This window comes from Spongiimicrobium salis (assembly GCF_043678055.1).
Taxonomy (GTDB): Bacteria; Bacteroidota; Bacteroidia; order Flavobacteriales; family Flavobacteriaceae; genus Spongiimicrobium; species Spongiimicrobium salis.
This window is the reverse complement of record NZ_JBHEQA010000001.1, coordinates 1,671,092-1,696,008: the sequence shown is the minus strand read 5'-3', so window position 1 is coordinate 1,696,008 and position 24,917 is coordinate 1,671,092. Positions and strand designations below refer to the sequence as shown.

20 protein-coding genes and 1 tRNA gene are annotated in these 24,917 nt (G+C 42.0%); 8 read left to right on the top strand and 13 right to left on the bottom strand.

From position 1 onward, the window contains the following. Window positions 1-86 precede the first annotated feature (86 nt). Complete coding sequence (dusB, locus tag ACEXOE_RS07510; RefSeq protein ID WP_394748122.1) at window positions 87-1,079, top strand: tRNA dihydrouridine synthase DusB; 993 nt, start codon at window positions 87-89, stop codon at window positions 1,077-1,079. Window positions 1,080-1,159: 80 nt separating this feature from the next. Here dusB and ACEXOE_RS07505 read toward each other — a convergent pair whose 3' ends face one another. Together ACEXOE_RS07505 and rbfA are read right to left on the bottom strand one after the other, a co-directional pair. Then, a complete protein-coding gene (locus ACEXOE_RS07505) occupies window positions 1,160-2,371 on the bottom strand; it encodes an ABC transporter permease (protein ID WP_394748121.1) in 1,212 nt (403 codons plus the stop codon). A 2-nt stretch (window positions 2,372-2,373) separates the two neighbouring features. Then, a complete protein-coding gene (gene rbfA, locus ACEXOE_RS07500; protein WP_394748120.1) occupies window positions 2,374-2,766 on the bottom strand; it encodes a 30S ribosome-binding factor RbfA in 393 nt (130 codons plus the stop codon). Window positions 2,767-2,832: 66 nt separating this feature from the next. Here rbfA and mce point away from each other — a divergent pair, with 66 nt between their 5' ends. Further along, complete coding sequence (gene mce, locus ACEXOE_RS07495; RefSeq protein WP_394748119.1) at window positions 2,833-3,240, top strand: methylmalonyl-CoA epimerase; 408 nt, start codon at window positions 2,833-2,835, stop codon at window positions 3,238-3,240. A gap of 366 nt (window positions 3,241-3,606) precedes the next feature. Continuing rightward, window positions 3,607-3,680 (top strand) — tRNA-Ile (locus ACEXOE_RS07490). Between the two features lie 252 nt (window positions 3,681-3,932). Here the strand turns inward: ACEXOE_RS07490 and ACEXOE_RS07485 are convergent. The 9 genes from ACEXOE_RS07485 to cobA all read right to left on the bottom strand — a co-directional run bounded on the left by ACEXOE_RS07485 (window position 3,933) and on the right by cobA (window position 16,418). After that, complete coding sequence (locus ACEXOE_RS07485; RefSeq protein ID WP_394748502.1) at window positions 3,933-5,363, bottom strand: rubredoxin; 1,431 nt, start codon at window positions 5,361-5,363, stop codon at window positions 3,933-3,935. A gap of 12 nt (window positions 5,364-5,375) precedes the next feature. After that, window positions 5,376-8,906: a molybdopterin-dependent oxidoreductase gene (locus ACEXOE_RS07480; protein ID WP_394748118.1), complete on the bottom strand. Its 3,531-nt coding sequence runs from the start codon at window positions 8,904-8,906 to the stop codon at window positions 5,376-5,378. A gap of 141 nt (window positions 8,907-9,047) precedes the next feature. Further along, window positions 9,048-9,731, bottom strand: a complete 684-nt coding sequence (locus ACEXOE_RS07475) for a response regulator transcription factor (RefSeq protein WP_394748117.1) — start codon at window positions 9,729-9,731, stop codon at window positions 9,048-9,050. A 101-nt stretch (window positions 9,732-9,832) separates the two neighbouring features. Further along, entirely contained in the window at window positions 9,833-11,149 is a 1,317-nt protein-coding gene (locus ACEXOE_RS07470) for an alginate export family protein (RefSeq protein WP_394748116.1), read from the bottom strand. 30 nt (window positions 11,150-11,179) lie between these two features. Beyond that, the gene (locus tag ACEXOE_RS07465) at window positions 11,180-12,007 is read right to left on the bottom strand and encodes an ABC transporter ATP-binding protein (RefSeq protein WP_394748115.1); all 828 of its coding nucleotides are present in this window, start codon (window positions 12,005-12,007) and stop codon (window positions 11,180-11,182) included. Between the two features lie 12 nt (window positions 12,008-12,019). Then, window positions 12,020-12,859, bottom strand: coding sequence for an ABC transporter ATP-binding protein (locus tag ACEXOE_RS07460; RefSeq protein ID WP_394748114.1), 840 nt, complete (start codon window positions 12,857-12,859; stop codon window positions 12,020-12,022). Between the two features lie 11 nt (window positions 12,860-12,870). Beyond that, complete coding sequence (locus ACEXOE_RS07455; protein WP_394748113.1) at window positions 12,871-13,977, bottom strand: ABC transporter permease; 1,107 nt, start codon at window positions 13,975-13,977, stop codon at window positions 12,871-12,873. A 20-nt stretch (window positions 13,978-13,997) separates the two neighbouring features. Beyond that, window positions 13,998-15,383: a CmpA/NrtA family ABC transporter substrate-binding protein gene (locus ACEXOE_RS07450; RefSeq protein ID WP_394748112.1), complete on the bottom strand. Its 1,386-nt coding sequence runs from the start codon at window positions 15,381-15,383 to the stop codon at window positions 13,998-14,000. 258 nt (window positions 15,384-15,641) lie between these two features. Beyond that, entirely contained in the window at window positions 15,642-16,418 is a 777-nt protein-coding gene (gene cobA / locus ACEXOE_RS07445; protein WP_394748111.1) for a uroporphyrinogen-III C-methyltransferase, read from the bottom strand. Window positions 16,419-16,542: 124 nt separating this feature from the next. Between cobA and nirB the strand changes: the two genes are divergently transcribed. Genes nirB through ACEXOE_RS07425 form a run of 4 tightly spaced genes read left to right on the top strand, consistent with a single transcriptional unit; the run spans window position 16,543 to window position 21,714 of the window. Next, complete coding sequence (nirB, locus tag ACEXOE_RS07440) at window positions 16,543-19,044, top strand: nitrite reductase large subunit NirB (RefSeq protein ID WP_394748110.1); 2,502 nt, start codon at window positions 16,543-16,545, stop codon at window positions 19,042-19,044. A 48-nt stretch (window positions 19,045-19,092) separates the two neighbouring features. Beyond that, window positions 19,093-19,470, top strand: coding sequence for a nitrite reductase small subunit NirD (gene nirD, locus ACEXOE_RS07435; RefSeq protein ID WP_394748109.1), 378 nt, complete (start codon window positions 19,093-19,095; stop codon window positions 19,468-19,470). A gap of 23 nt (window positions 19,471-19,493) precedes the next feature. Continuing rightward, a complete protein-coding gene (locus ACEXOE_RS07430) occupies window positions 19,494-21,344 on the top strand; it encodes a PAS domain-containing sensor histidine kinase (RefSeq protein WP_394748108.1) in 1,851 nt (616 codons plus the stop codon). Window positions 21,345-21,348: 4 nt separating this feature from the next. After that, window positions 21,349-21,714 (top strand): DUF7009 family protein, encoded by a 366-nt coding sequence (locus tag ACEXOE_RS07425; protein WP_394748107.1) that lies wholly within the window; start codon window positions 21,349-21,351, stop codon window positions 21,712-21,714. A gap of 222 nt (window positions 21,715-21,936) precedes the next feature. Here ACEXOE_RS07425 and ACEXOE_RS07420 read toward each other — a convergent pair whose 3' ends face one another. Together ACEXOE_RS07420 and ACEXOE_RS07415 are read right to left on the bottom strand one after the other, a co-directional pair. Next, complete coding sequence (locus ACEXOE_RS07420) at window positions 21,937-22,647, bottom strand: LytR/AlgR family response regulator transcription factor (RefSeq protein ID WP_394748106.1); 711 nt, start codon at window positions 22,645-22,647, stop codon at window positions 21,937-21,939. A gap of 6 nt (window positions 22,648-22,653) precedes the next feature. Continuing rightward, window positions 22,654-23,721 carry a sensor histidine kinase gene (locus ACEXOE_RS07415; RefSeq protein WP_394748105.1) on the bottom strand — a complete coding sequence of 356 codons (1,068 nt, stop codon included), beginning with the start codon at window positions 23,719-23,721 and terminating at the stop codon, window positions 22,654-22,656. A gap of 226 nt (window positions 23,722-23,947) precedes the next feature. Here ACEXOE_RS07415 and ACEXOE_RS07410 point away from each other — a divergent pair, with 226 nt between their 5' ends. Continuing rightward, a complete protein-coding gene (locus ACEXOE_RS07410; RefSeq protein ID WP_394748104.1) occupies window positions 23,948-24,916 on the top strand; it encodes an ankyrin repeat domain-containing protein in 969 nt (322 codons plus the stop codon). Window position 24,917: the final 1 nt, after the last annotated feature.

Genomic DNA, 24,917 nt, shown 5'->3' with positions numbered 1-24,917 from the left:
CTCCAAAAGTACAATGGTGATTTTCCTACGAAGATAGTTGGATTTTTAGGTTTTTGTGCCTTGCGGATAAGTTGTAAATTTGCAGCATGCCTAAAATAGGAGACATACAATTGCCAGATTTCCCCCTATTGCTCGCTCCCATGGAAGATGTGAGTGACCCTCCTTTTCGTGCCTTGTGCAAAGAACAAGGGGCAGATGTGGTGTACACGGAATTTATCTCTTCGGAGGGACTGATTCGCGATGCGGCCAAGAGCGTGATGAAATTGGATATTTACGAAAAAGAACGCCCGGTGGGCATTCAAATTTTTGGGGCCAATCTGGATTCTATGCTGCGTTCGGTGGAAATTGTGGAAAAATCGAATCCTGATATTATCGACATCAACTTTGGTTGCCCGGTAAAAAAAGTGGTCAGTAAAGGTGCTGGAGCCGGTATTTTGAAAGACATTGATTTGATGGTTTCTTTGACCAAAGCTATGGTAGAACACACCAAACTTCCGGTGACCGTAAAAACACGCTTGGGCTGGGACCATGATTCCATTAAAATCGTGGAGGTGGCCGAACGCCTTCAGGACGTCGGTTGTAAAGCTATAGCCATTCATGGGAGAACCAGAGCCCAAATGTATAAGGGCCATGCCGATTGGAAACCTATCGCTGAAGTAAAAAACAATCCCAGAATGCATATTCCCGTCTTTGGGAATGGTGATGTGGATTCGCCTGAACGCGCTATGGAAATGCGGGATAGTTATGGCTTGGATGGCGCCATGATCGGCCGTGCCAGTATTGGGTATCCTTGGTTCTTTAAAGAGGTGAAGCACTATTTTGAAACAGGCACGCATTTGGCCCCTCCCACTATGGAAGAACGAGTCACAGCAGCCCGAAGGCATCTGCAAATGTCCATAGATTGGAAAGGCGAAAAATTAGGTGTTTTTGAGACGAGACGACATTACACCAACTACTTTAAGGGAATTCCCAATTTCAAGGAATATCGCATGAAGATGGTGACCAGTGACGATGCTGTAGATGTTTTTGCTGCCTTTGACGAAGTATTGGAGAAATTTGGGAATCATCAGTTTGTTTAGCATGGCCCAATAAATCCATGCTCCTGCTCCTTTCTTAATTCTAAAAAAAACCCTAAAGTCCACTCAAGGAGACCATATCATTATGATGCAATTAATTTCCTGGTAATTCTACTGCTGGCAATTTTTGAAGCTATGACCCCCAAGACAATAATGGTGCTTAATACAATAGCAACATTCATGAGGTTGTATTCCACAGGATAAGCCAGGGAAGGAGTTATTTTGAACCATCCGAACCATATTTGGGACCAAATCAGGAGCGAAGCCACAAAGACCCCTACAATGCCTCCTATACTAGTGACCATGACCCCTTGAACAAAGTAAATCCTACGTAAGCTCTTCAAGGTTGTCCCTAAACTATATAAGGTTTTGGAGTTTTGTTGTTTGTCCAATATCATCATAATAATGGCTCCCACCACATTGAAAAGCGCAATGACAATAACCAAGGTAAAAATAAGATAGGTGGCCACATTTTCCGTATTGAGCATCCGATAGAGCGTTCCATTTTGCGCTTCACGATCTTTCACATCCAATTTTCCATTGAACAGTGCCGTTACCGCTTCTTCTACCTGAGCGATGTCTGCGGTTTCCGTTAGTTTTATATTAATTCCGGAAACTTCAGTAGCATCTTTGTCCAAAAGGGCCTGTACTACGCCTAGTTCTGTAAAGATGTATTTCTTATCCAAATCCTGCTCCACTGCATAGGCACCGCTGATGACCAAGGGCAACTCATTATAGAGTGTATTTACATTAAAAGATTTGGGCGTCACTGCTCCTTTCCCTGGTTTCAGGGCCAATACACGTAAAGGACTGCTATAACTATTGAGTGCTATTCCCAAGGTATTCACAATACCGATGCCCGCAACACCCTGTTTTGCGTTGATGACCCAATCGCCATAGTATATCATACTATCTACGGCCACCACATCACCATATTGCGTATCTATTCCCTTAATATAGGCGACATCACTTTTTTCCCGATGAGTGATATACACGCGTTCCTCCAACTCTTTGGCATAAAAGGCAATGCCTTCAATGGCCTTTAGTTTGGTTTCCTGTTCTGGCGATAGGGAAAATGATTTTCCCACAAAAGGAGTGGCTTTTAAATCAGGATCAAAAGTATCGCTAAAGGAAAGGCTGAAGGTTTTTAATCCTGCAAAGCCAGAAAGTACAATGAACAAAGCACCGGCCCCAATAACAATGACCAGAAATGTGATAAAATTAATGATGTTTACCGCATTTTGACTGCTCTTGGAACGGAGGTACCTCTTTGCAATGTAAAAGGAAAAGTTCAAGCTTAGGATTTTTTTCTTTTCGGAAGTAGGTCCGGATTCTCAATAGGATTCTCTTCTCCTTTCAAAGATTTTTCAATATTGTCTATATATTCCAGGGAATCGTCCAAGAAGAATAACAAATCGGGCATACGTCGCAACTGATGTTTTGTACGTTGTGCCAATTCATGTTTGATCAAAGGTTGGTTAGATTTAATGCCCTCCAACAGTTCCGCAGCATTTTTTGCCGGAAAAATGCTCACATATACTTTAGCAATGGAAAGATCGGTGGTTACGCTAACTTTGGAAACCGAAATCAAGGTTCCCCTTAAGCCACCATCTGTAGCGGCGCGCTGCAAGATATCTGCAATATCTTTTTGAATGACCCCTCCAATTTTTTTCTGTCGCTGTGTTTCCATGGGACAAAAGTACGGTTAATATTGTGTAATTTTGAGCTTTGCACTACTGAAATATAGCATACTTGTATGAATAAAATAGAACATATTGGAATCGCGGTCAAGGACTTGGAGGTTTCCAATGGTATTTTCGAGAAATTATTGGGAGCGCCCCACTACAAAATTGAGGAAGTGATCTCCGAAGGGGTAAAAACCTCATTTTTTCAGGTAGGCCCCAATAAAATAGAATTATTGGAAGCAACGAAGCCGGATAGCCCTATTGCCAGGTTCTTGGAAAAGAAGGGAGAAGGCATTCATCATATTGCCTTTGCCGTGACCGATATTCTCGCGGAAATAGAGCGCCTTAAAAAAGAAGGTTTTAGGGTCTTAAACGAGACGCCCAAAAAAGGGGCAGATAATAAGTTGGTCGCTTTTTTACATCCTAAAGGGACTAGTGGGACTTTGGTAGAGCTGTGTCAGGAAATTCCTGAAGTCTAGTGTGTTGTTCTCTTCTTACCTCTGGAACGATATCATCTTTTCGTTCTGTTTTCCCGTAACGTTCATTTCTTTTGCCCATCCAAAAGAAACGAAGCAAAGAAAAGGATGCTTTTCCATAGGAATTTTTCGGCCGATGCCGAAAACCGCTGACCAAATACTGCGCTGTTTCACAGCTGAATCTCAGTATTTGTTTCAGCATATTCTCGTGGAAAAGATGTTTTTAAGACTCTGTTTGATATAAAAATTCCAATCGAATGAACAGAAATCGAGGAAAGTATTTTCTTTTCGCTTAAAAGTAAGCCTTTACTCTCCTAAATTCCTTGCAATGTTTGGAAATAAGTAGTAATATTGCATCCGCAATTTGCAGGTCCTATAGCTCAGCTGGTTAGAGCACCTGACTCATAATCAGGGGGTCCATGGTTCGAGCCCATGTGGGACCACTAAGAATTGAATAAAGCTACTTCCTAAGAAGTGGCTTTTTTTGTGTCCAAAAGTTGCTTGGGCGAGAAGCCTGTCCTGAGCACTCCGCAATGCAATAAGGAGTAGCCGAAGGGAGCCCATGTGGGACCACTAATCATTGAATAAAGCTACTTCTCAAGAAGTGGCTTTTTTTATGTTCAAAAGTTGCTTGGGCGAGAAGCCTGTCCTAGAATTAATAAACCTTGAACCTCCCAACTGAACAACAATGGCTTTTATACCGTCATTTTGATCTCTTCAAAAGCGCTTAGGTCAGCTTCACATACCGGACATTGGTAATCTTCCGGAAGCTTTTCAAATGGGGTTCCCGCAGTAATATCATTTTTTTCATCTCCAAATATGGGGTCGTAAATGGTAAGGCAGGAAGTACATTGGTGTACCATTGCCTCGGCAACTTCTTTTTCTGTGATTTCTTGGAAAGTTTTTCTTTTCTCGCCCAATTGTTCAAAGTATTTTTTGCTGAGTTCCATCAGCAGCCCAGGAAGTTCTACTTTGTCCACATCCCTCGCATAGGACAGATAGGTCAATGTATTGGGATCAAAAGCCTTAAAATGCAATACATTATAAGTAGGTCGTATTTGAAAATTTTTTATAATAGCAGGAGATTGGTTTTTTTCAATGATGACCGAAGCAAAATGGGATCGCTTACCCACATCTTTGCTGATGCCAAAGGTAAGACCATAGGTACTGATGTCATTTTCATCAAAATTACGGACCAAAAATTTCTTTAACTCAAAAGCTTCTCGGTCGTCCACGGGGAGGTGCCAGTTCATTTCCAATTGGGAATGGCGTACATTGATGCCCCGTTGTCCTATAAACCGCTCCAATTCTGGGCGACTTTTTTGCTTGATTCCTTTAACAATAAAGGATTTCCAGGGAGTGATGCATATCTTTCCAATGCTATTGTCCAGACAGAAACCACAGAAATCCTTTAAAAATTGGAGATCATAACGGTTGTTCCTCCAATAGATTCCCAACCAGTATTGATCCAAGCCCATACGATTCATTCCTTCATAATAGGGGAAGGTGAGATAGGGAGTGGCTAACTTTTTTTGAATATTCTTATTGTTGGTATCTATGGTCTTGTTCAGGATATCAAATAGGGATTCCACATCATGGGCCTGGGTATAGACTTCCTCAATAGTTTTGGACACCCGTACAATGTCCCAACTATAAATTAAAACTGGATAAAAATCGGTAATTGTCCAGCCCGGCATATTGAGGTGTAAAAACCAATAATCTTCCTGTTCCGAAGCAATAAAATTTAAATTCCCGCTGTACAAGGGGACCAATCGTTGCTTGGGATCGGTAATATTGATCTTTAATTTGGGCAAATAGTCAAACTCTTCCAAAATATAGAGGTAGGTAGATCCTTTGAGCCAATAGGTCATCTCAAAAATATCGGCCGAAACATAGGAGGAAACAATGTTCTGATAGCTCCGTTCCCCAATAATATCGGTATTGTATTTTGAGATACTTTCCAAGGAAGTCTCTTCTCCCGCTCCCAATGGGAACAGCAAATCCTGACGGGATCCAAAATATACTTCTTTGTGCCCCGCAGCTTCCAGCATGGCGATGCTGTCCTTGAGTTCTCCCGGGGAGGTTACCCCTCCTTTGATCAATATGCGATGTAGGTCGTCATTCATCATAGCATGCTATCATTTTGCTACTTGCAACGCAGTATTCATTAGATTTTTTATTTCTGGTTTACAGCTTCCGCAACCCAAGCCGGCCCCGGTTTCGGAACAGAGTTTGGCAAAGTCGACACAGCCGTTACGAATCGCTTCTTCAATATTTCCTTCACCTACTTGACTGCAAGAGCAGACCAGTTTCCCTTTTAAAGGTTGGGTCTTGGACGCACTACGCAACAGCTCATCCCGCTTTTCCGATAATTCTATTTCCTCTTCGATCAAACGCTTGAATTCTGCAAATTCATTTTTATCGCCCATCAAAATAGCGCCTTTCAGTGTATCGTCCTTCACAATACATTTCTTATAGAATCGCTTTCGCGCATCCATTAAAATAATCTCTTCGTACCTAGGGTCATTTGGAGGAGCATTGACCATACCAATACTACAAAGGTCCAGATTTTCGAACTTCAGAATATTCATCAACACCGAACCGGTATAGATACTCCCCAAATCGCCCAAAATGTACTTGGCAGCGATATCCGCCTGCTGTTCGGCCGCAGAGGTAATACCATAAAGGGAATTCTCAAATTCTGCAATCTCTCCCAAGGCAAAAATGGAAGCATCACTGGTCTTTAAATATGAATTTACAAGCACCCCTCTACGTGTTTCCAAGTTAGCCTGCTTGGCCAGAGCTATGTTGGGACGCGTACCGATGGCATAGACAATGGCATTACAACTAATGGTCCGCCCTGTTTTGAGATTCACCAGAAGCGAATATTTGCCCGATGTATCCTCAAAAACTGTACTGACCTCATTATCAAAATACAGGTTAATGCCACGTTCATGGACGTCTTCGGCCAGTAATCGGCTTGCCACAGGATCCAATTGTCGTTCCATTAATCTGGGCGCCCGTTGAATGATGCTGATGTTGATATCAATTTTCTTAAGTGATGCCGCCAGCTCCAATCCCAAAAGTCCTCCTCCTACAATAACCACATGTTGTTCCGTTATGGGAAGCCCTGTCTGGTTCAAATAGCGTCTAAGGCGATCGGCATCATTGCGTTCGCGCATCGTAAATCTTCCTGGCAGGTCCATTCTCACCTCATTGGGCACAAAGGCCCTACTGCCGGTGGCCATGACCAAAAGGTCATAGTTGTGTTTGTTGCCCTGTTCATCGACCACATATTTATCTGCTGCATCTATTTCCACCACCCCATTGGCAGGGTACAATTGTATGCGCAGCTTTTCCAGTTCCCCCTGTTTTAACTTCTGTAAGGCTTCCCACGGCAGTTCTTCATTGACATATTCAGGGAGTAAGACCCTGTTGTAAAAGGGATATGCTTCTTTAGAAAATACATGAAGCTCGTCCGTACTGTTTTTTTCGCGGTAGGACTGTATAAAGCGATAGGCTGCCGCTCCTGCTCCAATTACGAGTATACGCTGCTTTGGTTTATTATATTTTTCTACGCGTACCGCACAATATTTAAAATCGGGTTCCTTAGAAATGGGGTCTACCAAATCGTTGGTCAAGTTATTGGCTCTGCTAAAATCGCTATTTAGGATTTTCCCCCAATGCATCGGTAAAAAAACGATCTTTTCACGAATATCAAAATTGATCTTCACTTTAACCTGAACACGTCCCCTACGGCTTTTTACTACGGCGATATCACCTTCTTTCAACCCTAAGATATAAGCATCTACTTTATTCATCTCAAGATAAGGGGTCGGGATATGTGTAAGCAGACGTTTTACTTTTCCTGTTTTGGTCCGGGTATGCCATTGATCGCGTACTCGGCCAGTAGTCAATACCAAAGGATATTCGCTATCGGTCTGCTCGGATTTGTTGTACAGTTTTCTTGGGGCGTTAAAATGGGCCTTGCTATCTGCCGTGTAATACACTTGGTCTCGAAATAGTCTAGGGGTACCGGGATGTGTTTTATGGGGTACTGGCCATTGAAAACTTCCTTCGTTTTGAAGCCTTTCATAGGAGAGTCCGGAGATATCCATGGTAGTGCCTTTGGTCATGAGGCAATACTCCTCGTATACTTCGCTAGTATCCTTAAAATCAAAACCAAGATAACCCATCTCTTGGCCAAACCGCCATAAAATCTCTGCGTCCGGCAAGGCTTCTCCAGGAGCATCGATGACCTTGGGCAAATAACTGATCCGGCGTTCAGAATTGGTCATGGTACCTTCTTTTTCCAACCAGCCAGCGGCCGGCAATAGTAAATCTGCGTATTTGGTCGTTTCCGAATTGTGGGAAATATCCTGAACAACCACAAAATTTGCTTTTTTGAGCGCTTCTTCCACTTTATGGGCATTGGGCATGCTCACTACAGGATTGGTACATATGATCCATATGGCTTTTAAAGTACCTTTTTCCAAGGCGCGGAACATTTCAGTGGCCGTTAGACCCGGCTCCTTTTTTATAGGTTTTCCTCCCCAAAATTCCGCTACTTCCTTCCGATGTTTCGCATTGGCCAAATCTCGGTGCGCCGCCAGAAGGCTGGCCATGCCTCCCACTTCACGTCCGCCCATGGCATTTGGTTGCCCGGTTAGGGAAAATGGGCCCGAACCCGGTTTTCCGATTTGCCCGGTCAACAACGACAGGTTGAGCAGGGATATATTTTTATCCACACCAATGACACTTTGGTTGAGGCCCATGGTCCACATGCTGATAAATCCCTTGGCGTTGCCGATCAGTTTGGCCGCTTTTTTAAGATCGTCCAGAGCAATACCACAGGTTCTGGCCGCTTCTTTTAAGGTGAGCTCGAAGGCCATTTGTCTGCAGGCTTCAAAATTTGAGGTATACTTTTTAATGAAGGCGGTGTTGATTTTCTTTTTTTCGATCAGCCAACGCGCCATCGCATTAAAAAGGATGACATCGGTACCCGGAAGTATCTGTAAATGGATATCCGCCAGGGCACAGCTTTGGGTTTTTCTTGGATCCACCACAATAACCTGCACATGGGGATTCTCTTCTTTATGTTTTTCCAATCTCCGGAAAAGGATGGGGTGGCACCAGGCGGGATTGGCTCCTGCAATCAAAAAGCAGTCTGCCAATTCAATGTCTTCATACGAAATGGGAACCGCATCCTGCCCTACTGTTTTTTTATACCCCACCACGGCGGAGCTCATACAAAGACGGGAGTTCGTATCAATATTATTGGTCCCTATAAAGCCTTTGGTCAATTTATTGGCCAGGTAATATTCTTCGGTAAGGCATTGCCCGGATACATAAAGACCTACGCTATCAGGACCGTGCTTGTCAATAATGCTTTTAAAGACCGCGGCAGCCCGCTTTAGGGCCGTATCCCAAGAAACTTGTTGCTGCGGATGGTTTCTGCTCCATCGCATCAGGGGATGAAGAATACGATCGCTCACATCCTGGGCCACATAGTTCAAATTTTTTCCTTTGGAACAGAGCATTCCTTTGTTGACAGGATAGTCGGTATTCCCCGCTACGGAAAGTATCCCTTTGGTGTCCTTGCTCACAGTAATTCCGCAGCCTACACCGCAATAGGAACATATGGTATTATGGATCTCTTTTTTCTGCATTCAAAAATGGCCTTAAGGCGTTCTTTTTCAAATGAGAAAATTAAAAATTTACGTACTAATACGTAGTAAGAATTTAGTAAAAGTACTTGCTTAAATCGAAAGATTCATAATAATTTACCCTCAAAATTAATAGATTGAAACCTAGATCAATTGATGTTTTCGTGCCTTCTTGGAAAGATCGATCAGATTTTTAACCTGCATTTTTTTCATGAGGTTAAAGCGATGGGTTTCAATGGTACGTTTGCTGTTCTGCAATTTTTCCGAAATTTCCTTGTTCGTAAAGCCTTGCAAAATTAATTCCAGCACTTGTAGCTCCTTGTTGGTAAGGTCAAATGGAATGTTTTTGGTTTTTTTTGTCCCAGCACGTTCTTGGGGGGTAGGATGCAGAAGGTTATTGACCAAAACATTGGAAATATCACCACTAAAATACTTTCCTCCATCTTGGACGGTATGAATGGCCTTTATAAACTCACTTTTATCGGTATCCTTGAGCAGGTAACCGGCCGCTCCGGCCTGAACAGACTTCAAAATATATTCTTCGGAATCGTGCATGGATAGAATAATACATTTTGTCCCAACACCTCCAGACGAATTAATGCGCTCTACCGTTTCAATACCTCCAAGCTTTGGCATGCGGATATCAACAATCAAGATATCCGGTCTTTGCTCTTGAACTGCCCCAAGGGCCTCGAGACCATTGGAAACCTCTCCCACTACTTCCAAATCCGATTCTTCTTCCAATAAAGCCTTGATTCCATCACGGACCAGTGCATGATCATCAGCAAGAATAATTTTAATAGTGTTGGTGGAATCCAATGTAGACATACCGCAAAAATAAGGGATTTTATTTGGGTTTTGCAAAAACAACAAGGGTCATCCCGACGGCATTGTCGACATGACCCAAGTGAATCAACACTTTTAATAGATTACTTATCCGACTTGGCCGTTGTAAAGAAGGTGGGTTTAATAACGATCATAGCCCAAGCCCAGTTTTGGGAACCTTTAAAGTCTACCGCTTCCGTAGCTCCAAGGCGAATGGTTTCCAACTCCTCCAGGCCATCGGCTGCAAATAGTTGGGAATACCCTAATTTAAGGGCAAAACCTTTGAACTTTTGGGTCAGTACCAAGTCCAATTCCGTACCTAGATTACGTTCCCCACTTGGCGTATCTTCCATTCCCTGAAAATAGAGCAGTTTTGAAAAGAGGGTCGTTTTTTCGCCCAGCTTGAAAGTTGCGCTGGCATGGAGGTCCAGGAGCCCTACATTATTGATCCAATTGCCCACATAAAAATGATCCATGAATCCATTGAATTTGTGGTTGGTTCCAAAATGGGGCAAAAATGCTTCTGTTGCTGCGGTAGAAGGATCATCTCCACTAATCGCCTCAATACCCAGGCCCAATTTGGTTTTTGTACTCACATCATAAGACGCTTCCAAGCCCAATAGATAGGCGCCTTCGATATCTATTCCATTTACAAATTCCCCGGTCTGCAAAAAGGCATTTCCGGCCAAACCAAATTTTCCTTTTTTGTAGCTCAGGTGTGTCCCTACGGTAAAGGTATTTCTAAGGTCGCTGACTTCTCCGGTTTCCCCATTAATTTGCTGGAACCCTAAATTGGCCGCTACCAAGCTTGCGCTAAAGGCATTGAATTTTTTCTTGGCATACAGATGTTGCATCGTCTTGTATTGGAAAGGGTTGGCCGAATTGAACTCCGTTCCTGAATTTTTGAAACCGAATAGTGGGCCGCCAAGGTTATCCAAATCTTGGTTGAAGGCAAGACCTACATCCAACATAAAATCCTTTTTTCGCAGTTTCAGCATAGCCAAATCATGGTATCGCCCTTGCTGGGCCCAATCCAACCCCCCAAAGTAACGTTGATCATCATAAGATAATACTTGACGACCCAATTTTGTGGACCATCCTCCTCCAAACTGCAATTCTGCCCAAGCTTCAAAGAGCGAGAAGGAATTGTTGGCGTCTACGGGAACAAGCTGAGGATTCTCTCCCCAAATCTGCACATCCTGTACGTTGATATAGATCTGATAAGTATCAGTCTTATATCCCGCTCCGATACGAGCTCGGGTATTGGTTACAAAACCGGCGTCAGCCCCTTCTTGTTGTAAAAATTGAAAGCCGTTTCTATATTCAGTTCTTGGTCTAAACTGTGCATCCAGGGTAAATTGTGATTTTACAGATTGAATCGATAGGATAACTAGGATAATGATAGCATAATATCTTTTCATAATAGGTAGTTTTAGTTCGTTGTTTTGTTTTTAGTGTTCTAAGAAGTCAATTAAATGCTTGCGGTAAGTATAGTAGTCCTCATGTTCCAATACCGCTTTCCGGGTACGGGGGCGCTCAAAGTCTATTTTCAACACATCCCCAATTTTAGCCCTTGGACCACTGGTCATCATCACTACTCTATCCGCTAAGAAAATAGCTTCATCCACATCGTGGGTAATCATGACCGCCGTGATTTTTTCTTTGTTCCAAATCTCAATGAGAATATCCTGAAGTTCTCCCCGGGTCAAGGAATCGAGCATTCCAAAGGGTTCATCCAACAATAGCACCTTGGGTTTTATGGCAAAAGCACGGGCAATACCTACCCGTTGTTGCATTCCTTGTGAGAGTTCATGGGCTTTTTTGTCAAAGGCATCCTCAAGACCTACTTTGTGGAGGTAGTATTTGGCGATATCCTTACGTTGGCTTTTGCTCGCATGGGGAAATACCCGGTTTACACCCAACATTACATTTTGCAATGCACTCATCCAGGGCATTAAGCTGGGCGCTTGAAAGATAACGCCTCTATCTGGTCCGGGGCCTTTTATTGGATTTCCAAGCACTGCAATATTTCCTCCCGAAATAGGGTTTAAGCCCGCAATCATAGAGAGCATAGTTGTTTTTCCACATCCGGAATGCCCTATTATGGTGACAAATTCTTCTTTTAGAATCTGAAGGTTAAGGTGCTCCAATACCACATAGTCACCTTTTGGAGTTGGGTATACTTTTTTTAAATCCTGTAAATCCAACATCACCTTGTCAGAAGGAAATACAATTCCGTTTTCGTGTGTTTCTTTCGCACTAATATTTTCCAATACCATGATAGGCTGTTTTTAACTGATAAAACTTTTCGGCATCAATTCGGACAATTCATAGACCTCCTTAGATCTTGATCTGCGTTCTTCCCCGATACCCATTAAATATTCGATGATCGCATTTCGGGTTTTTTTATAGACCGGATTGTCGTTCAAAGCTGTTTTATCCCGAGGTCTCGCGATGTCAATTTTAAATTCAGGCCCCAAAGTGGCTTTAGGCCCAGGTCTTAGGGGAATGATGCGATCTGCCATATAGATGCCCTCATCCACATCGTTGGTAATCAGCAGGGCCGTCCGTTTGTCCTTACTCCATATGTTCAGTATTTCATCCTGAAGATTTCCACGTGTCAGGGCATCCAAAGCTCCCAAAGGTTCGTCCATGATGATCATCTCCGGATTCATGGCCAGTGCACGCGCTACCGCCACACGCTGTCGCATTCCTCCAGATAGTTCCTTGGGCCTCTTATTGATGGCTGGGGATAAATTGACCATGGCTACGTATTGTGCAACACGTTCTTTAATGAATTCTTTTGGTTTCTTGGGAAAAGCTTCTTTAACGGCCATAGCTACATTTTGCCCAACGCTAAGCCATGGCAATAAAGAATAGTTCTGAAAAATTACGCCACGCTCATGGCTAGTGTCCTCTACGGATTCCCCTTTAAAAAGGACTTGCCCGCTTGTGGGTTTCAACAATCCATTGATCAGGTTCACCAAAGTGGTTTTTCCACTTCCTGTAAATCCCACGATCGCTACAAATTCTCCTTCTTCAATACTTAGGTTGATATTGCTCAATACCTCCGTGGCATGCTTTCCCTCCCCGTAGGTTTTGTTTACATTTTTTAGTTCCAAATAGGCCATAATTTTAACTTTTAGGCGGTTGCATTTTTATTGAACGAAACCATATTCTGAATGGTCAACATGATGCGGTCCAATAGAAAGCCAATAATTCCTATGATGAACATAGCTACAATAATCTTGGAATTGGAATCATTGGCGCCATTTTGAAACTCTTCCCAAACAAAAGATCCCAAACCAGGGCTTTGTGCCAAAAGTTCAATGGCAATCAAGACCATCCATGCCACGGAGAGAGTTATCCGAAGTCCTGTAAAAATCAAAGGGAGGGAAGACGGTAGGATGATTTTAAAGACTTTTTGAAAAGGTCCCAATTTTAGCACTTTGGCCACATTGATATAGTCCTTGTCCACAGCGGAAACCCCCATAGCGGTATTCACTAAAGTAGCCCACATGGCACATAGGCCTACGCTAATAAATGAAATAATAAAGGCACTGTCCGAATTGGAATCCTTCGTCAAGGTCTTTACGATCATAAAAACCAAAAGTAGCCATACCACAGGGGAAACAGGTTTGAAGATTTGGATCAACCAATTGAAAGAATTCCGTAAAGTCTCACTCAGGCCAATAATGATGCCTATGGGTATAGCGATGATGAATGCCAGTAAAAAGCCTGCAAATACGGTTTTTAAACTGGTCAATATCTGATCTACAAAAGAAGGTCTTCCCGTATAGGTAATAGGGTCCTTGCCTGCTGCCATGCGTTTTTCGTTCAAGGCAGCCGTCTTTTCCTTAAAGGCCAATTTATCGGCACTGATTACTCTATGATCGGCAATAAGCGTATTAAAAGATTCCCATACCTGGGCTGGTGAAGGCAGGGTATTGGGCTGACAACTGATATCCCCGGATGCAATACAGGCAGCCATGGCATCCGCAGCCTCCTGACCTTGGTCCGTCATGGCCTTTTCGATTTTATAATCCGCTTCAGTATTGTAAAGCGCTTTCGCTCCCATATGCCAGAGTCCGATAAAAAGTAGGATGGACAAGAGCGGAATCCCTATTTTTTTCACCAAGGTTTTGACGTTGAACTTGGGTATCTTGACCTTGAAACTGTACAATAACGCCTTCACGATACTGGCCCATTTCAATTCTCGCGTTTTGGTTACACTTACACTTTGTTTCATAATTGCAATCTTTAAGGTTTTTACAGCGAGGAATCCTCTTTATTTCCAATCTGGAAGCTATTGATATACCCTATAGGGTCTTTGGCATCATAGGTCTTTCCATCAATAAAATCTGAAGTAGCCGGCTTGTATCCATCCGTGACGGGAATATCCGTTGCCGGAATATGACCTTCTGCCACCAATAACTCGGCCGCTTTCTTCCAGATATCCGGACGATAAATATCTTTTATAGTCTCCTCATACCAAGCAGCAGGCTTTGCTTCTGGAATCTGGCCCCATCTGCGCATTTGAGTCAAGAACCATATGCCGTCGGAATAGAAGGGATAGGTGGCATTGTATTTATAGAAAACATTAAAATCGGGCATAGAACGTTTATCTCCTTTTTCAAACTCAAAAGTTCCGGTCATAGAATTGGCCAACACCACTTCATCTGCACCTACATATTGAGGCATGGAAAGAATTTTCACTGCCTCGGTGCGATTTTCAGGTTCGTCCAACCATTTCCCAGCACGAATCAGTGCCTTGGTCACGGCAATGGCCGTATTAGGGTTCTCTTCCACAAACTTTTTGGTCATCACAAATACCTTTTCCGGATTGTTTTTCCAGATATCGTAATTGGTAGTTACCGGTACGCCTATACCCTTAAACACCGCTTGTTGGTTCCAAGGCTCGCCCACACAATACCCATAGATGGTTCCCGCTTCCAGGGTAGCGGGCATTTGCGGTGGTGGGGTCACGGAAAGCAATACTTCCGCATCTATTTGCCCCTGTACATTATTTGCGGTGTACATTCCCGGGTGGATCCCAGCCGCGGCCAACCAATAACGAATCTCGTAATTGTGGGTAGATACCGGAAACACCATACCCATCTTAAAGGGTTTTCCGTTGTTTTTGTATGCTGAAATCACCGGTTTCAAGGCATCGGCCTTGATGGGATGCACGGGTTTTCCATCGGTGTCCTTGGGCAGGTTGGGCTTCATTTTGGACCATACATCATTGGACACGGTAATGCCATTCCCATTGAGGTCCATGGAAAAAGGAGTGATCAATTCGGCCTGCCTACCAAATCCGGCGCCGGCCGCAATAGGTTGTCCCGATAACATATGTGATCCATCCAACTGACCGTCGATAACACGGTCCAAAACGTTTTTCCAGTTAGATTGCGCCTCTACGGAGACGAATAATCCCTCATCTTCAAAAAATCCTTTTTCTTTGGCGATGGCCAAGGGAGCCATATCGGTTAATTTAATGAACCCGAAGGTCAACTGCGGTTTCTCTATTTCCAATGCATTGTCTGGGATAGCTACCTGCGCGGTTTCTTTGGACTTCTTTTCGGTTTTTCCTCCACAGGCGACCAAAACCAGTAAAAGTAGCGTATAGAAGGCTTGTTTTAGGATTGATTTCATAATAGGTATGTTTTAGAGTGAATTATTGATCTACGTAGCAAACATAAAACATATTTAAGTATTAATACGTAGTACCAATAAAAAACATCTTTTTACTACGTATTTTTATGTAGATGAAAATTCCTTGATCCCAAAATTTAGAAGATGTCAAAAAAGAGGCTACAATATTACTGAATACGAAAAACCTTGTCTAGCTCTGGCAGATGGGGCATTATGGATGAAAACAAGATATACGTATGCTACTACCTGTTCGGTGATTTAAATCGCCGACCGTAAAACACGTTGTATTTCATCTTCAAAAAAAGAAGGGTGTTCCGCAACGACATCACCAACTATAATAATCCCTGGAAGGGAAACATCTACGGATTTTGCCAGAATTTCGGCTTGGTCCAGTGTGCCTATAGTGTAGCTTTCATTTTTTAAAGTTCCGTTTTGAATCAGTGCTACAGGGGTAGCTCCGCTCCTATATTTTATGATTTCTCGGGCAATTTCAACGAATTTACGAACCCCCATAAGAATCACCATGGTTGATGAGGATTGGGCGGCCCACTTCAGGTCTTCGGAAAAAGTGCCATCACTTTTTGTAGCCGTCATTACCCAGAAACTTGTGGCAATACCCCTTTGCGTTAGTGGAATTCCTTGATTTCCAGGAACTGCTATGGCACTCGAAACTCCAGGGACCACCTCAACGGGTATTCCAAAAGACTCTACATGGGCAATTTCCTCTGAGGCTCTTCCAAAAACAAAAGGATCACCTCCTTTTAGACGTACAACATGTCCATAATTAAAGGCGCATTCCACCAATAGCCTATTGATCTTTTCTTGTGTAACAAGGTGTTTTCCACAACGCTTCCCTACGTATATTTTTGGGATTTCTCCTGCTACTTCATCTAATAAACTTTTATCTATTAAAGCATCATATAAAATTGCGTCAGCATTTTGCAAAACCCGAAAACCTCTCCTTGTAATAAGGTCTTTGCTCCCTGGTCCGGCACCTACCAAACTCACCTTAGGGTATTTTTTTGATTGTATCATTGCAATTAATTATAGGTTGGTTTTATGAATTTCGCAACAAGAATACGTAATTATTTTGATAAAATTAGATTAAAAATACGTAATTATACGTAATATTGTCATTCCGTTTTAAATCAAAGTAACTATGAAAACCGTATTAGTCATTGGAAATGGAATGGTGGGCTACAAATTTTGTGAAAAATTCGTAGCGCAAGAAACTCATAAAAATTACAAACTCATCGTTTTTGGAGAAGAGCCAAGAGTCGCCTATGATAGGGTGCATCTTAGTGATTTTTTTGAGAGTGGCGATGCCGAAAAATTGACCCTTGCACCACAATCTTGGTATGCGGAAAATGGTATTGAACTCTACACCAATGAACTTGTTGTGGACATTCAAAAAGAAACGAAAACTATAATCACTTTAAGCAAAAAAGCTTTTTCCTATGATTATCTGGTCCTAGCAACGGGTTCTGCTCCTTTTGTACCACCCATTAAGGGTGTGGACAAAAAGGGGGTATTTGTGTACCGAACCATAGAAGACTTAGAAGAAACCATGAGCTATGCTTCCAGCATCAAAGGCGGCAGAGCCGCTGTACTTGGTGGTGGTCTCTTAGGGCTTGAAGCGGCCAAAGCCGTGAAGGATATGGGATTGGAACCACATGTAGTGGAATTTGCCCCTCGCTTGATGCCCCGTCAATTGGATACGGAGGGCAGTAAGGCTTTAGAAACCAAAATGAAGGCCTTGGGAATTAGCGTTCACCTGAGTAAAACTACCCAACAAATCCTAGGTAATGGAAGCATTCAAGGCATGGAATTCTCCGAAGGAAATCCGTTGGATGTCGATATGCTTATTATTTCGGCAGGTATTCGCCCTCGGGACGAATTGGCCAGAACATGTGATCTTGAAGTTGGTGCCCGAGGGGGTATTGTAGTGGATAATACAATGCGCACTTCTGATCCCCATATTTTTGCCATTGGAGAAGTCGCACTATACAAACAAATGATTTATGGTTTGGTTGCTCCGGGTTACGAAATGGCTCAAGTGGCCGTAGATCAGATATTGGGAAAAGATAATCTTATGGCTGAACGTATAGATATGTCTACCAAACTGAAGCTTATAGGTGTTGACGTCGCCAGTTTTGGAAGCCCATTTACTTCAGAAGAAGAAGCACATACCATTGTCTTTGAAAATAAATTACAAGGATTGTACAAACGCATCAATGTTTCCAAGGATGGAAAAAGATTACTGGGCGGTATTTTGGTAGGAGATGCTTCGGCTTACAATATGCTGTTGCAATTGCAGCAAAATGAAATGCCATTACCAGAAAATCCAGAAGATTTAATTTTGGGCACCAGAGGAAACGATGGGGCAGTTATGGGCAGTGTCATGGAGCTACCCGATGAAGCGGTGGTCTGTTCCTGTGAATCTGTGACTAAAGGTGCCATTTGTAAGGCCGTGACCGAAGAAGGACACGAAAGCGTAAAGGCTATAACTGCAGCTACTAAAGCAACCACAGGCTGTGGCGGCTGTAAACCTATGGTGGCAGATTTGGTCACCGAAAGTCTAAAGTCTCTGGGGAAAACGGTCAAAACCCGTATTTGCGAACATTTTGATTATTCGCGCCAAGAGTTATATGATATCGTAAAACTGCGCCGTATTCAAGATTATGAAGAACTGCTCAATACCGTAGGCCAAGGTGATGGTTGCGAAGTTTGCAAGCCTGCCATTGCTGCTATTTTTGCAAGCGTATACAATGAAACAGCCAATAAACAGGAAACTATTCAAGATTCGAACGATCGGTATTTGGCCAATATTCAACGGAATGGAACTTACTCGGTGGTTCCCAGGGTTGCTGGGGGTGAAATTACGCCAAAACAATTGATGGCCTTGGGACGTATTGGAATGAAATATGACTTATATACTAAAATAACTGGAGGGCAACGCATTGATATGTTTGGCGCACAACTGCATGAACTTCCCCTTATTTGGGAAGAACTGATCCATGAAGGTTTTGAAAGCGGACACGCCTATGGAAAAGCCTTGCGGACGGTGAAAAGCTGTGTAGGATCCACGTGGTGCCGCTATGGAATGGACGAAAGTGTAAGCTTCGCCATAGAAATTGAAAACAGGTATAAAGGCATCCGTTCACCTCATAAAATGAAAGGAGGGGTATCTGGTTGTATTCGCGAATGCGCCGAAGCCCGTTGCAAGGACTTTGGCTTTATCGCAGTCGAAGGAGGGTGGAATGTATACGTTTGCGGGAACGGAGGAGCAAATCCAAAGCATGCTGAGCTTTTAGTGGAAAAAGTAGATAAGGAAACGGCGGTCAAATATGTGGATCGTTTCCTGATGTTCTATATTAAAACTGCAGCACCCCTGACCCGAACAGCCGCTTGGCTCGAAAAATTGGAAGGTGGAATCACCTACTTAAAAAATGTTGTGATCCATGATTCCTTAGGTATTGCAGAAGAGTTGGATGCCGAAATGCAAGACTATGCCAACACCTACAAATGCGAATGGAAAGAAGCTGTAGAAACACCAGAAATTAGGGCAAGGTATACCCATTTTGTCAATTCGGAAGAAGAGGATAGCAATATTGAATTTGTTCCGATGCGAGGACAAAAAATGCCTAAAGCCTGGACTTAATTTTCAAGGAGACAAGGGCTATTTTCAAAAACCATAAATTATTATATTATGATAGCAACATTGAACCTATATCAAGGCACAAAACCAGAAGAAGTGAACATTTGGTTTAAGGCCGCCGAGGTTTCCAAATTCCCTGCCAATGGCGGAGCCTGTATAAAGTATAAGGATAAACAAATCGCTGTGTTCAATTTTACCCGCAAAGGAGAATGGTATGCTTGCCAGAACCTCTGTCCGCATAAAATGGAAATGGTATTATCAAGAGGAATGATCGGCGTAGATGGGGACCATCCCAAAGTAGCCTGTCCGCTGCACAAAAACACCTTCTCTTTAAGAACAGGGGAACATCTTAACGGACAGATGAAGGGTATTGCTACCTATCCCGTAAAAATTGAGAATAACTTTGTGTATATTGGTTTCTCAAAATAATGCTTTACCGGCATTTATGAGGCATGGAACATCAAAAGCAACAACAGGCACTGGATACCGCCACTTTCTTAAGGGTCAGAAAATGGTATCTCTTGGCCATAGCCACCATAGCTTTAACCATTATTGTAGCTCAAATTCTAATTCAACAACATCTGAATTCACAGTTGAACGATTCCAGAGTAATCAATGTGGCCGGGCGCCAAAGAGCTTTTAGTCAAAAATTAGTCAAAGAAGCACTGCTTCTTGGAACCACCAATACCGATGTCGAGAGGCAGCAAAAAATTAAGCGCGACTTAAGCCTAAGCCTTCGCACATGGAAAACCTCCCATGAAGGACTTCAGTACGGAAATGATAGTATTGGGCTCCCTAAGGAAAAAAACGAAACTATCCTTAGTTTGTTTCAGGCATTAAATCCCCATCATCAAGCCATGGTAGGGGCTGCAGAAGCCATTTTGAGCGAACCCTTGGACCAAAAGGAAGGTCTTTCATCTTATGAAAAACAACTCCAAGTGCTTTTGGCCAATGAAAGCGATTTTTTGACAAAAATGGATGCCATCGTAAATCAATACGATGCCCTGAGCAAAGGCAAGCTGCAAAAACTAAAACTCAAGGAATACCTTCTGTTGGTCCTATCCCTTCTCATTCTCTTATTGGAGGTGGTCTTTATTTTTAGACCGCTATCCATCCAGATACGCGAGACCATTTCAAAATTGATTCAAAATCAGATAGCATCGGACAAAACTGCCTCTGAGGTCAAACGTCTTTTCCAAGAAAAGGAACGTTCATTGCAACAGCTCCAAGAGCTCAATTTTGTTATTGATAATGCTGCGCTTTTTGCAAGCATCCGAAAAAATGGTACGGTTGTTTTTATCAGCAAAAAATTTCTGAATTTATTGGGTATTTCCCAGATACAGATGAACGCATCACTTGCAGAAATTCTATCCGAAGATGAAGGGCAGCAACAATACCTCCGTGAGATGGTCAAGAGCAAGCGAAAAAACATTCGCACAGAGGAAATAGAGATAATGACCAAAACAAGAAAACAGCTTTGGTTGGATATGTCCATTATCCCCATGCACCAATCTAGCTTGGAACAAAGCATCCTGATCTTGTGTTCGGACATTACAGAACGCAAAAAGAACCAGTTGAAAATTGAAGAACTGACCAAGCAGAACTATGAGGAACGTATGCAACAAAAGCAGTTGCAGGCCAGTCAGATTGTAGAAGGACAGGAAGAGGAACGAAAACGTATTGCAAAAGACATTCACGATGGCATCGGGCAAATGCTCACCGCGCTAAAATTCAATATTGAATCCATAAACATAGATCAGAAGGAAAAGACAAAGGAAAAAATCGCCTATCTGAAAACATTGGCTTCAGATTTGATAAAAGGGGTACGTACGGCGACTTTTAATCTTACCCCTCCGGAGTTGGAAGACCATGGGATTTTTCCAGCACTGCAAAAAATGACCGTCGAACTGAGTAAGCTCACGGGGAAAAACATTTTGTTTGAGAACAATACCAAACGGAATATCCGCTTTGATTCATTAGCGGAAACAAACATTTATAGAGTAACCCAAGAAGCCGTCAATAACGCCATTAAGTATTCGGATGCCAACTATATCCTAGTTACCATAAGCCATGTTGACGAACTTTTGAGCGTGGTCATTGATGATGATGGCAAAGGCTTTGATCCTTCTGTCCTGGATAAGATTCCCAAAAAGAACAGTGAAGGCGGAATGGGCGTCTTTTTTATGAAAGAGCGTATAAGTTATATCAATGGGCGCCTGTTCATCAATTCCATCCCTGGGGAAGGCACTAGGGTCACCGTAAACTACAAAATTAGCGAAGCTACATTAAATCGATTAAAATAAAAAAATGAAGATACGAATCAAAGGCAATTCAGTACGGTTTCGATTGACCAAGACCGAAGTAGAAACATTCTGTAAAGAGGGCTTCTACGCGGAGTCTACGACCTTTGCAAATAATACACTAGTCTATTGCCTTAAGGCCAAGGCTGGCATTGAAGAATTGGAGGCTAATTTTTTAAATAATAGGATTACCATTTACATGCCACAAGAAGCATTATCTACCTGGGCCAACAGCAACCTTATAGGATATAGGAACGCTGTAGATTGGAATGATACTTCTACCCTCTCGCTTTTGGTTGAAAAGGACTTTAGCTGTTTGGATAATACGGTAGAAGACCAATCCGACAACTATCCTAATCCAAAATTGAGTTAAAAAATCGTATAGGCAAGTATTCCGAATTTCCTAAATATTACTTTTTTTAATTTTTTTTAAAATAAAAAGTAAGGAGTCTAAAAAGTGTTCGACTATAGGGGTAAGAATACTTTAGAATACTAAAGTTTCATATTTTTGTAAGTTTGGTTTGGTTATTTTTCGGGGTGGTTCCCGGAAATAAAATTTAAAGCCTGGGGTGGTTCCCAGGCTTTCTTCTTTTTACTACTTATTGGACTTTTTTAGTTTTGATAAGATCTCCTTTTTATAACTTTCCCCTATAGGGATTTCCTTTGATTCTATTTCAATATCCACCGATGTAAATGCTGTTATTTTATGGGTGTTTACAATGTAGGAACGGTGTACTCTAAGGAAATTCTCCGGAATCTTTTTTTCAAATTCACTAATCTTATCCCGAGTTACTACATTTTCATTCACCGTATGAATACGAATATAATCCTTAATACTTTCTACATAAATAATATCATCAAAGAGCACTTTGATAAACTTCTTATTCGCATTTACATAGATGTGATCGTTCTTTAAACCGGTATGGATACTAGATATCACAATATGTTCGCTTGTTTGCTTCTTAAATCGATTGACGGCTTTGAAAAAACGAGCAAAGGAGACTGGTTTTAACAAATAATCTACTACCTCCAACTCATAACTCTCAATAGCATAATTGCGGTAGGCCGTAGTAAAAATAACCTGAGGCCTATGCTTTAATGTTTTTACAAAATCGACACCTGTCAGCAAGGGCATCTCAATATCCATAAAAATTAAGTCAATAGTGTTAACATTTAGAAAATCCAAGGCACTTATAGGGTTTTCGAAAGTAGCGACGAGCAGCAAGTCTGGAATTTGCGCTACATAGCCTTCAATAATTTCAATGGCTAAAGGTTCGTCATCAACTATTAAACATTTTATGGACATAAGCGCTTACTTCAAATCTACTTTTAATGTTATGGAATATGATTTTAGTGTTTCCTCGACTTTTAGTTGATGTTTGTTTGGATAATTCAATTCCAATTGTCTATTTACATTGGCAGTACCTATTCCTTTGCTATTGGAAACTTGCCTCGGGTCTTCGGACTTTGTATTGTACACCTTGAAGAGTAGTTCCATATTCTCAATTTCCAAATCTATATGTATCTTAGGGTCTATAGGATTTCCACTCGCACCATGTTTAAAGGCATTCTCTACAAATGCAAGTAGAATTAGCGGTGCAATTTTCTGGTCTTGCACCCCCCTTACATGATTGAAAACTACTTCCAGTTGCGATCCGTATCGCAGCATTTCCAAATCGATATACCCTTGTATTAAGGTAATTTCATTTTCAATAGCCACTCTCCTTTCATTGCATTGATACAACATATAGTCGAGCATTTCAGAGAGTTTTAGAACCACTCTAGGAGCCACATCAGATTTTCTCAAAGTCAGCGCATATAGGTTATTGAGTGTATTGAACAAAAAATGTGGATGTATTTGGGCTTTTAGAAACTTAAGCTCATTGCTTACTTTTTCCTTTTGTAGTACTTGCATTTGATGTTTCTCTTCAAAACGTTGTTTGATTGTTTTCAGGGCAAGCATCAAAAAAACAACCACATATACTGCAGGAAAGTAAGCTATAAACAGGTAATAAGGATCCGAAATGACCTCCAATACCGACTCTTGTTCGAAATTCTCTCGAATGAAAGGTTCTGCAATATAGATTACCACTAAACGTGCAATTACTGCAAACACATAAGCAGAAACGACAAAAGATACTCCAAGTGTAAGATATTTTTTCTTCAAAAGAAACTGGGGCACCAGAAAATAAACCAAACTATAGGCTGCCATCATTTGAACAGGTAATAAAGCAACGTAATTAATAAGATGGTCAATAAAAGAACCGGAATTTAAGGTCGCCAAGAGGGTGAAAATGAATAAAAAACTCCCCCAAAACAGGAAATGGGACACAACTCTGTGCTGAAGTATATAATCTGTATATGAGGTCTTTGCATACATATAAAAATGAAAAATAGGTAAAAATTGAATTACTCCTTGGAATATTGCGTCAAAATCTGTCTAGCCTCCTACAGAACAGCCCTTCCAGATGACAAAGCCGATAAAGCCCCAAAAAACCTATTTATATGCAGTAATAGCCGATTCGTCTTTTTAAACAATATCCTATTTGTATTGCCTATACATTTGAATCTCAAATAGGTATCAATCCATTTAAAAAACTACAATCATGAAAAAATTAGTATCGATTTTAATTTTAGTATTCTGTCATTCAATGCTTTCTGCACAATCCAGCAATTGTCGTGCATTACTCTCGGCGGTTAAAAGCGGAAATAGTGCAGAGGCAGAAAACTTGCTGTCAAAAACCTCGCCTAATTGCCATTACCGCGGAGATGGGGAGCCCAGATATCCACTTGGGGCCGCAGCCTATACTGGAGATTTAAAAATGGGGAAATTACTTATGGATTCTGGAGCAAAAGTTTCCTTTCGCGGTAAAAGGGACGCCAGTGCTTTAATGATTGCGGCTAGAAATGGGCATTTGGAATTTGTGAACTACTTACTGGAAAAGGGCGCAGATGTCCATAAAAAGATAAACGGAGATGGAACACCATTAATGGCAGCGGTCACAGGTAATAATGATGATATCGTAGCATTATTTTTAAAAAAGGGTGCTGATCCAAATGCATCGGTGGAGGGTGATGGCAACCCCCTTATAATGGCCGCCCGCTCAGGAAACAACGAAGTACTAAATCTACTCCTTGAATATGGGGCCGATGTGAATAAGGGCAGTTTAGGAGATGGAACCGCACTCATTCAGGCAGTTCATTTGGGCAATTTAAATTTCGTAAAGACCATGGTAGCGCAGGGAGCAGACATCAATAAAGGAATCAAAGGCGACGGAAACCCCTTGATTGCGGCAGCAAGTATGGGACATTTAAAAATTGTACAGTTTTTAGTGGCTTCGGGCGCAGAGGTGAATGCCGTGGTTATAGGGGACGACACCCCTTTGATCAGGGCTGCTTGGAATGGACACTTGGAGGTGGTAAAATATCTAATTGAAAAAGGGGCGGATGTAAATAAAACGGTCCGAGACGGGTATCACCTCCTCTCAGAAAAAAGAAACCCATTAAAAATGGCAAAACGCGGGCAACATAGGGAGGTTATAAACTATTTAATTCGCAAAGGGGCAAAAAACTAAT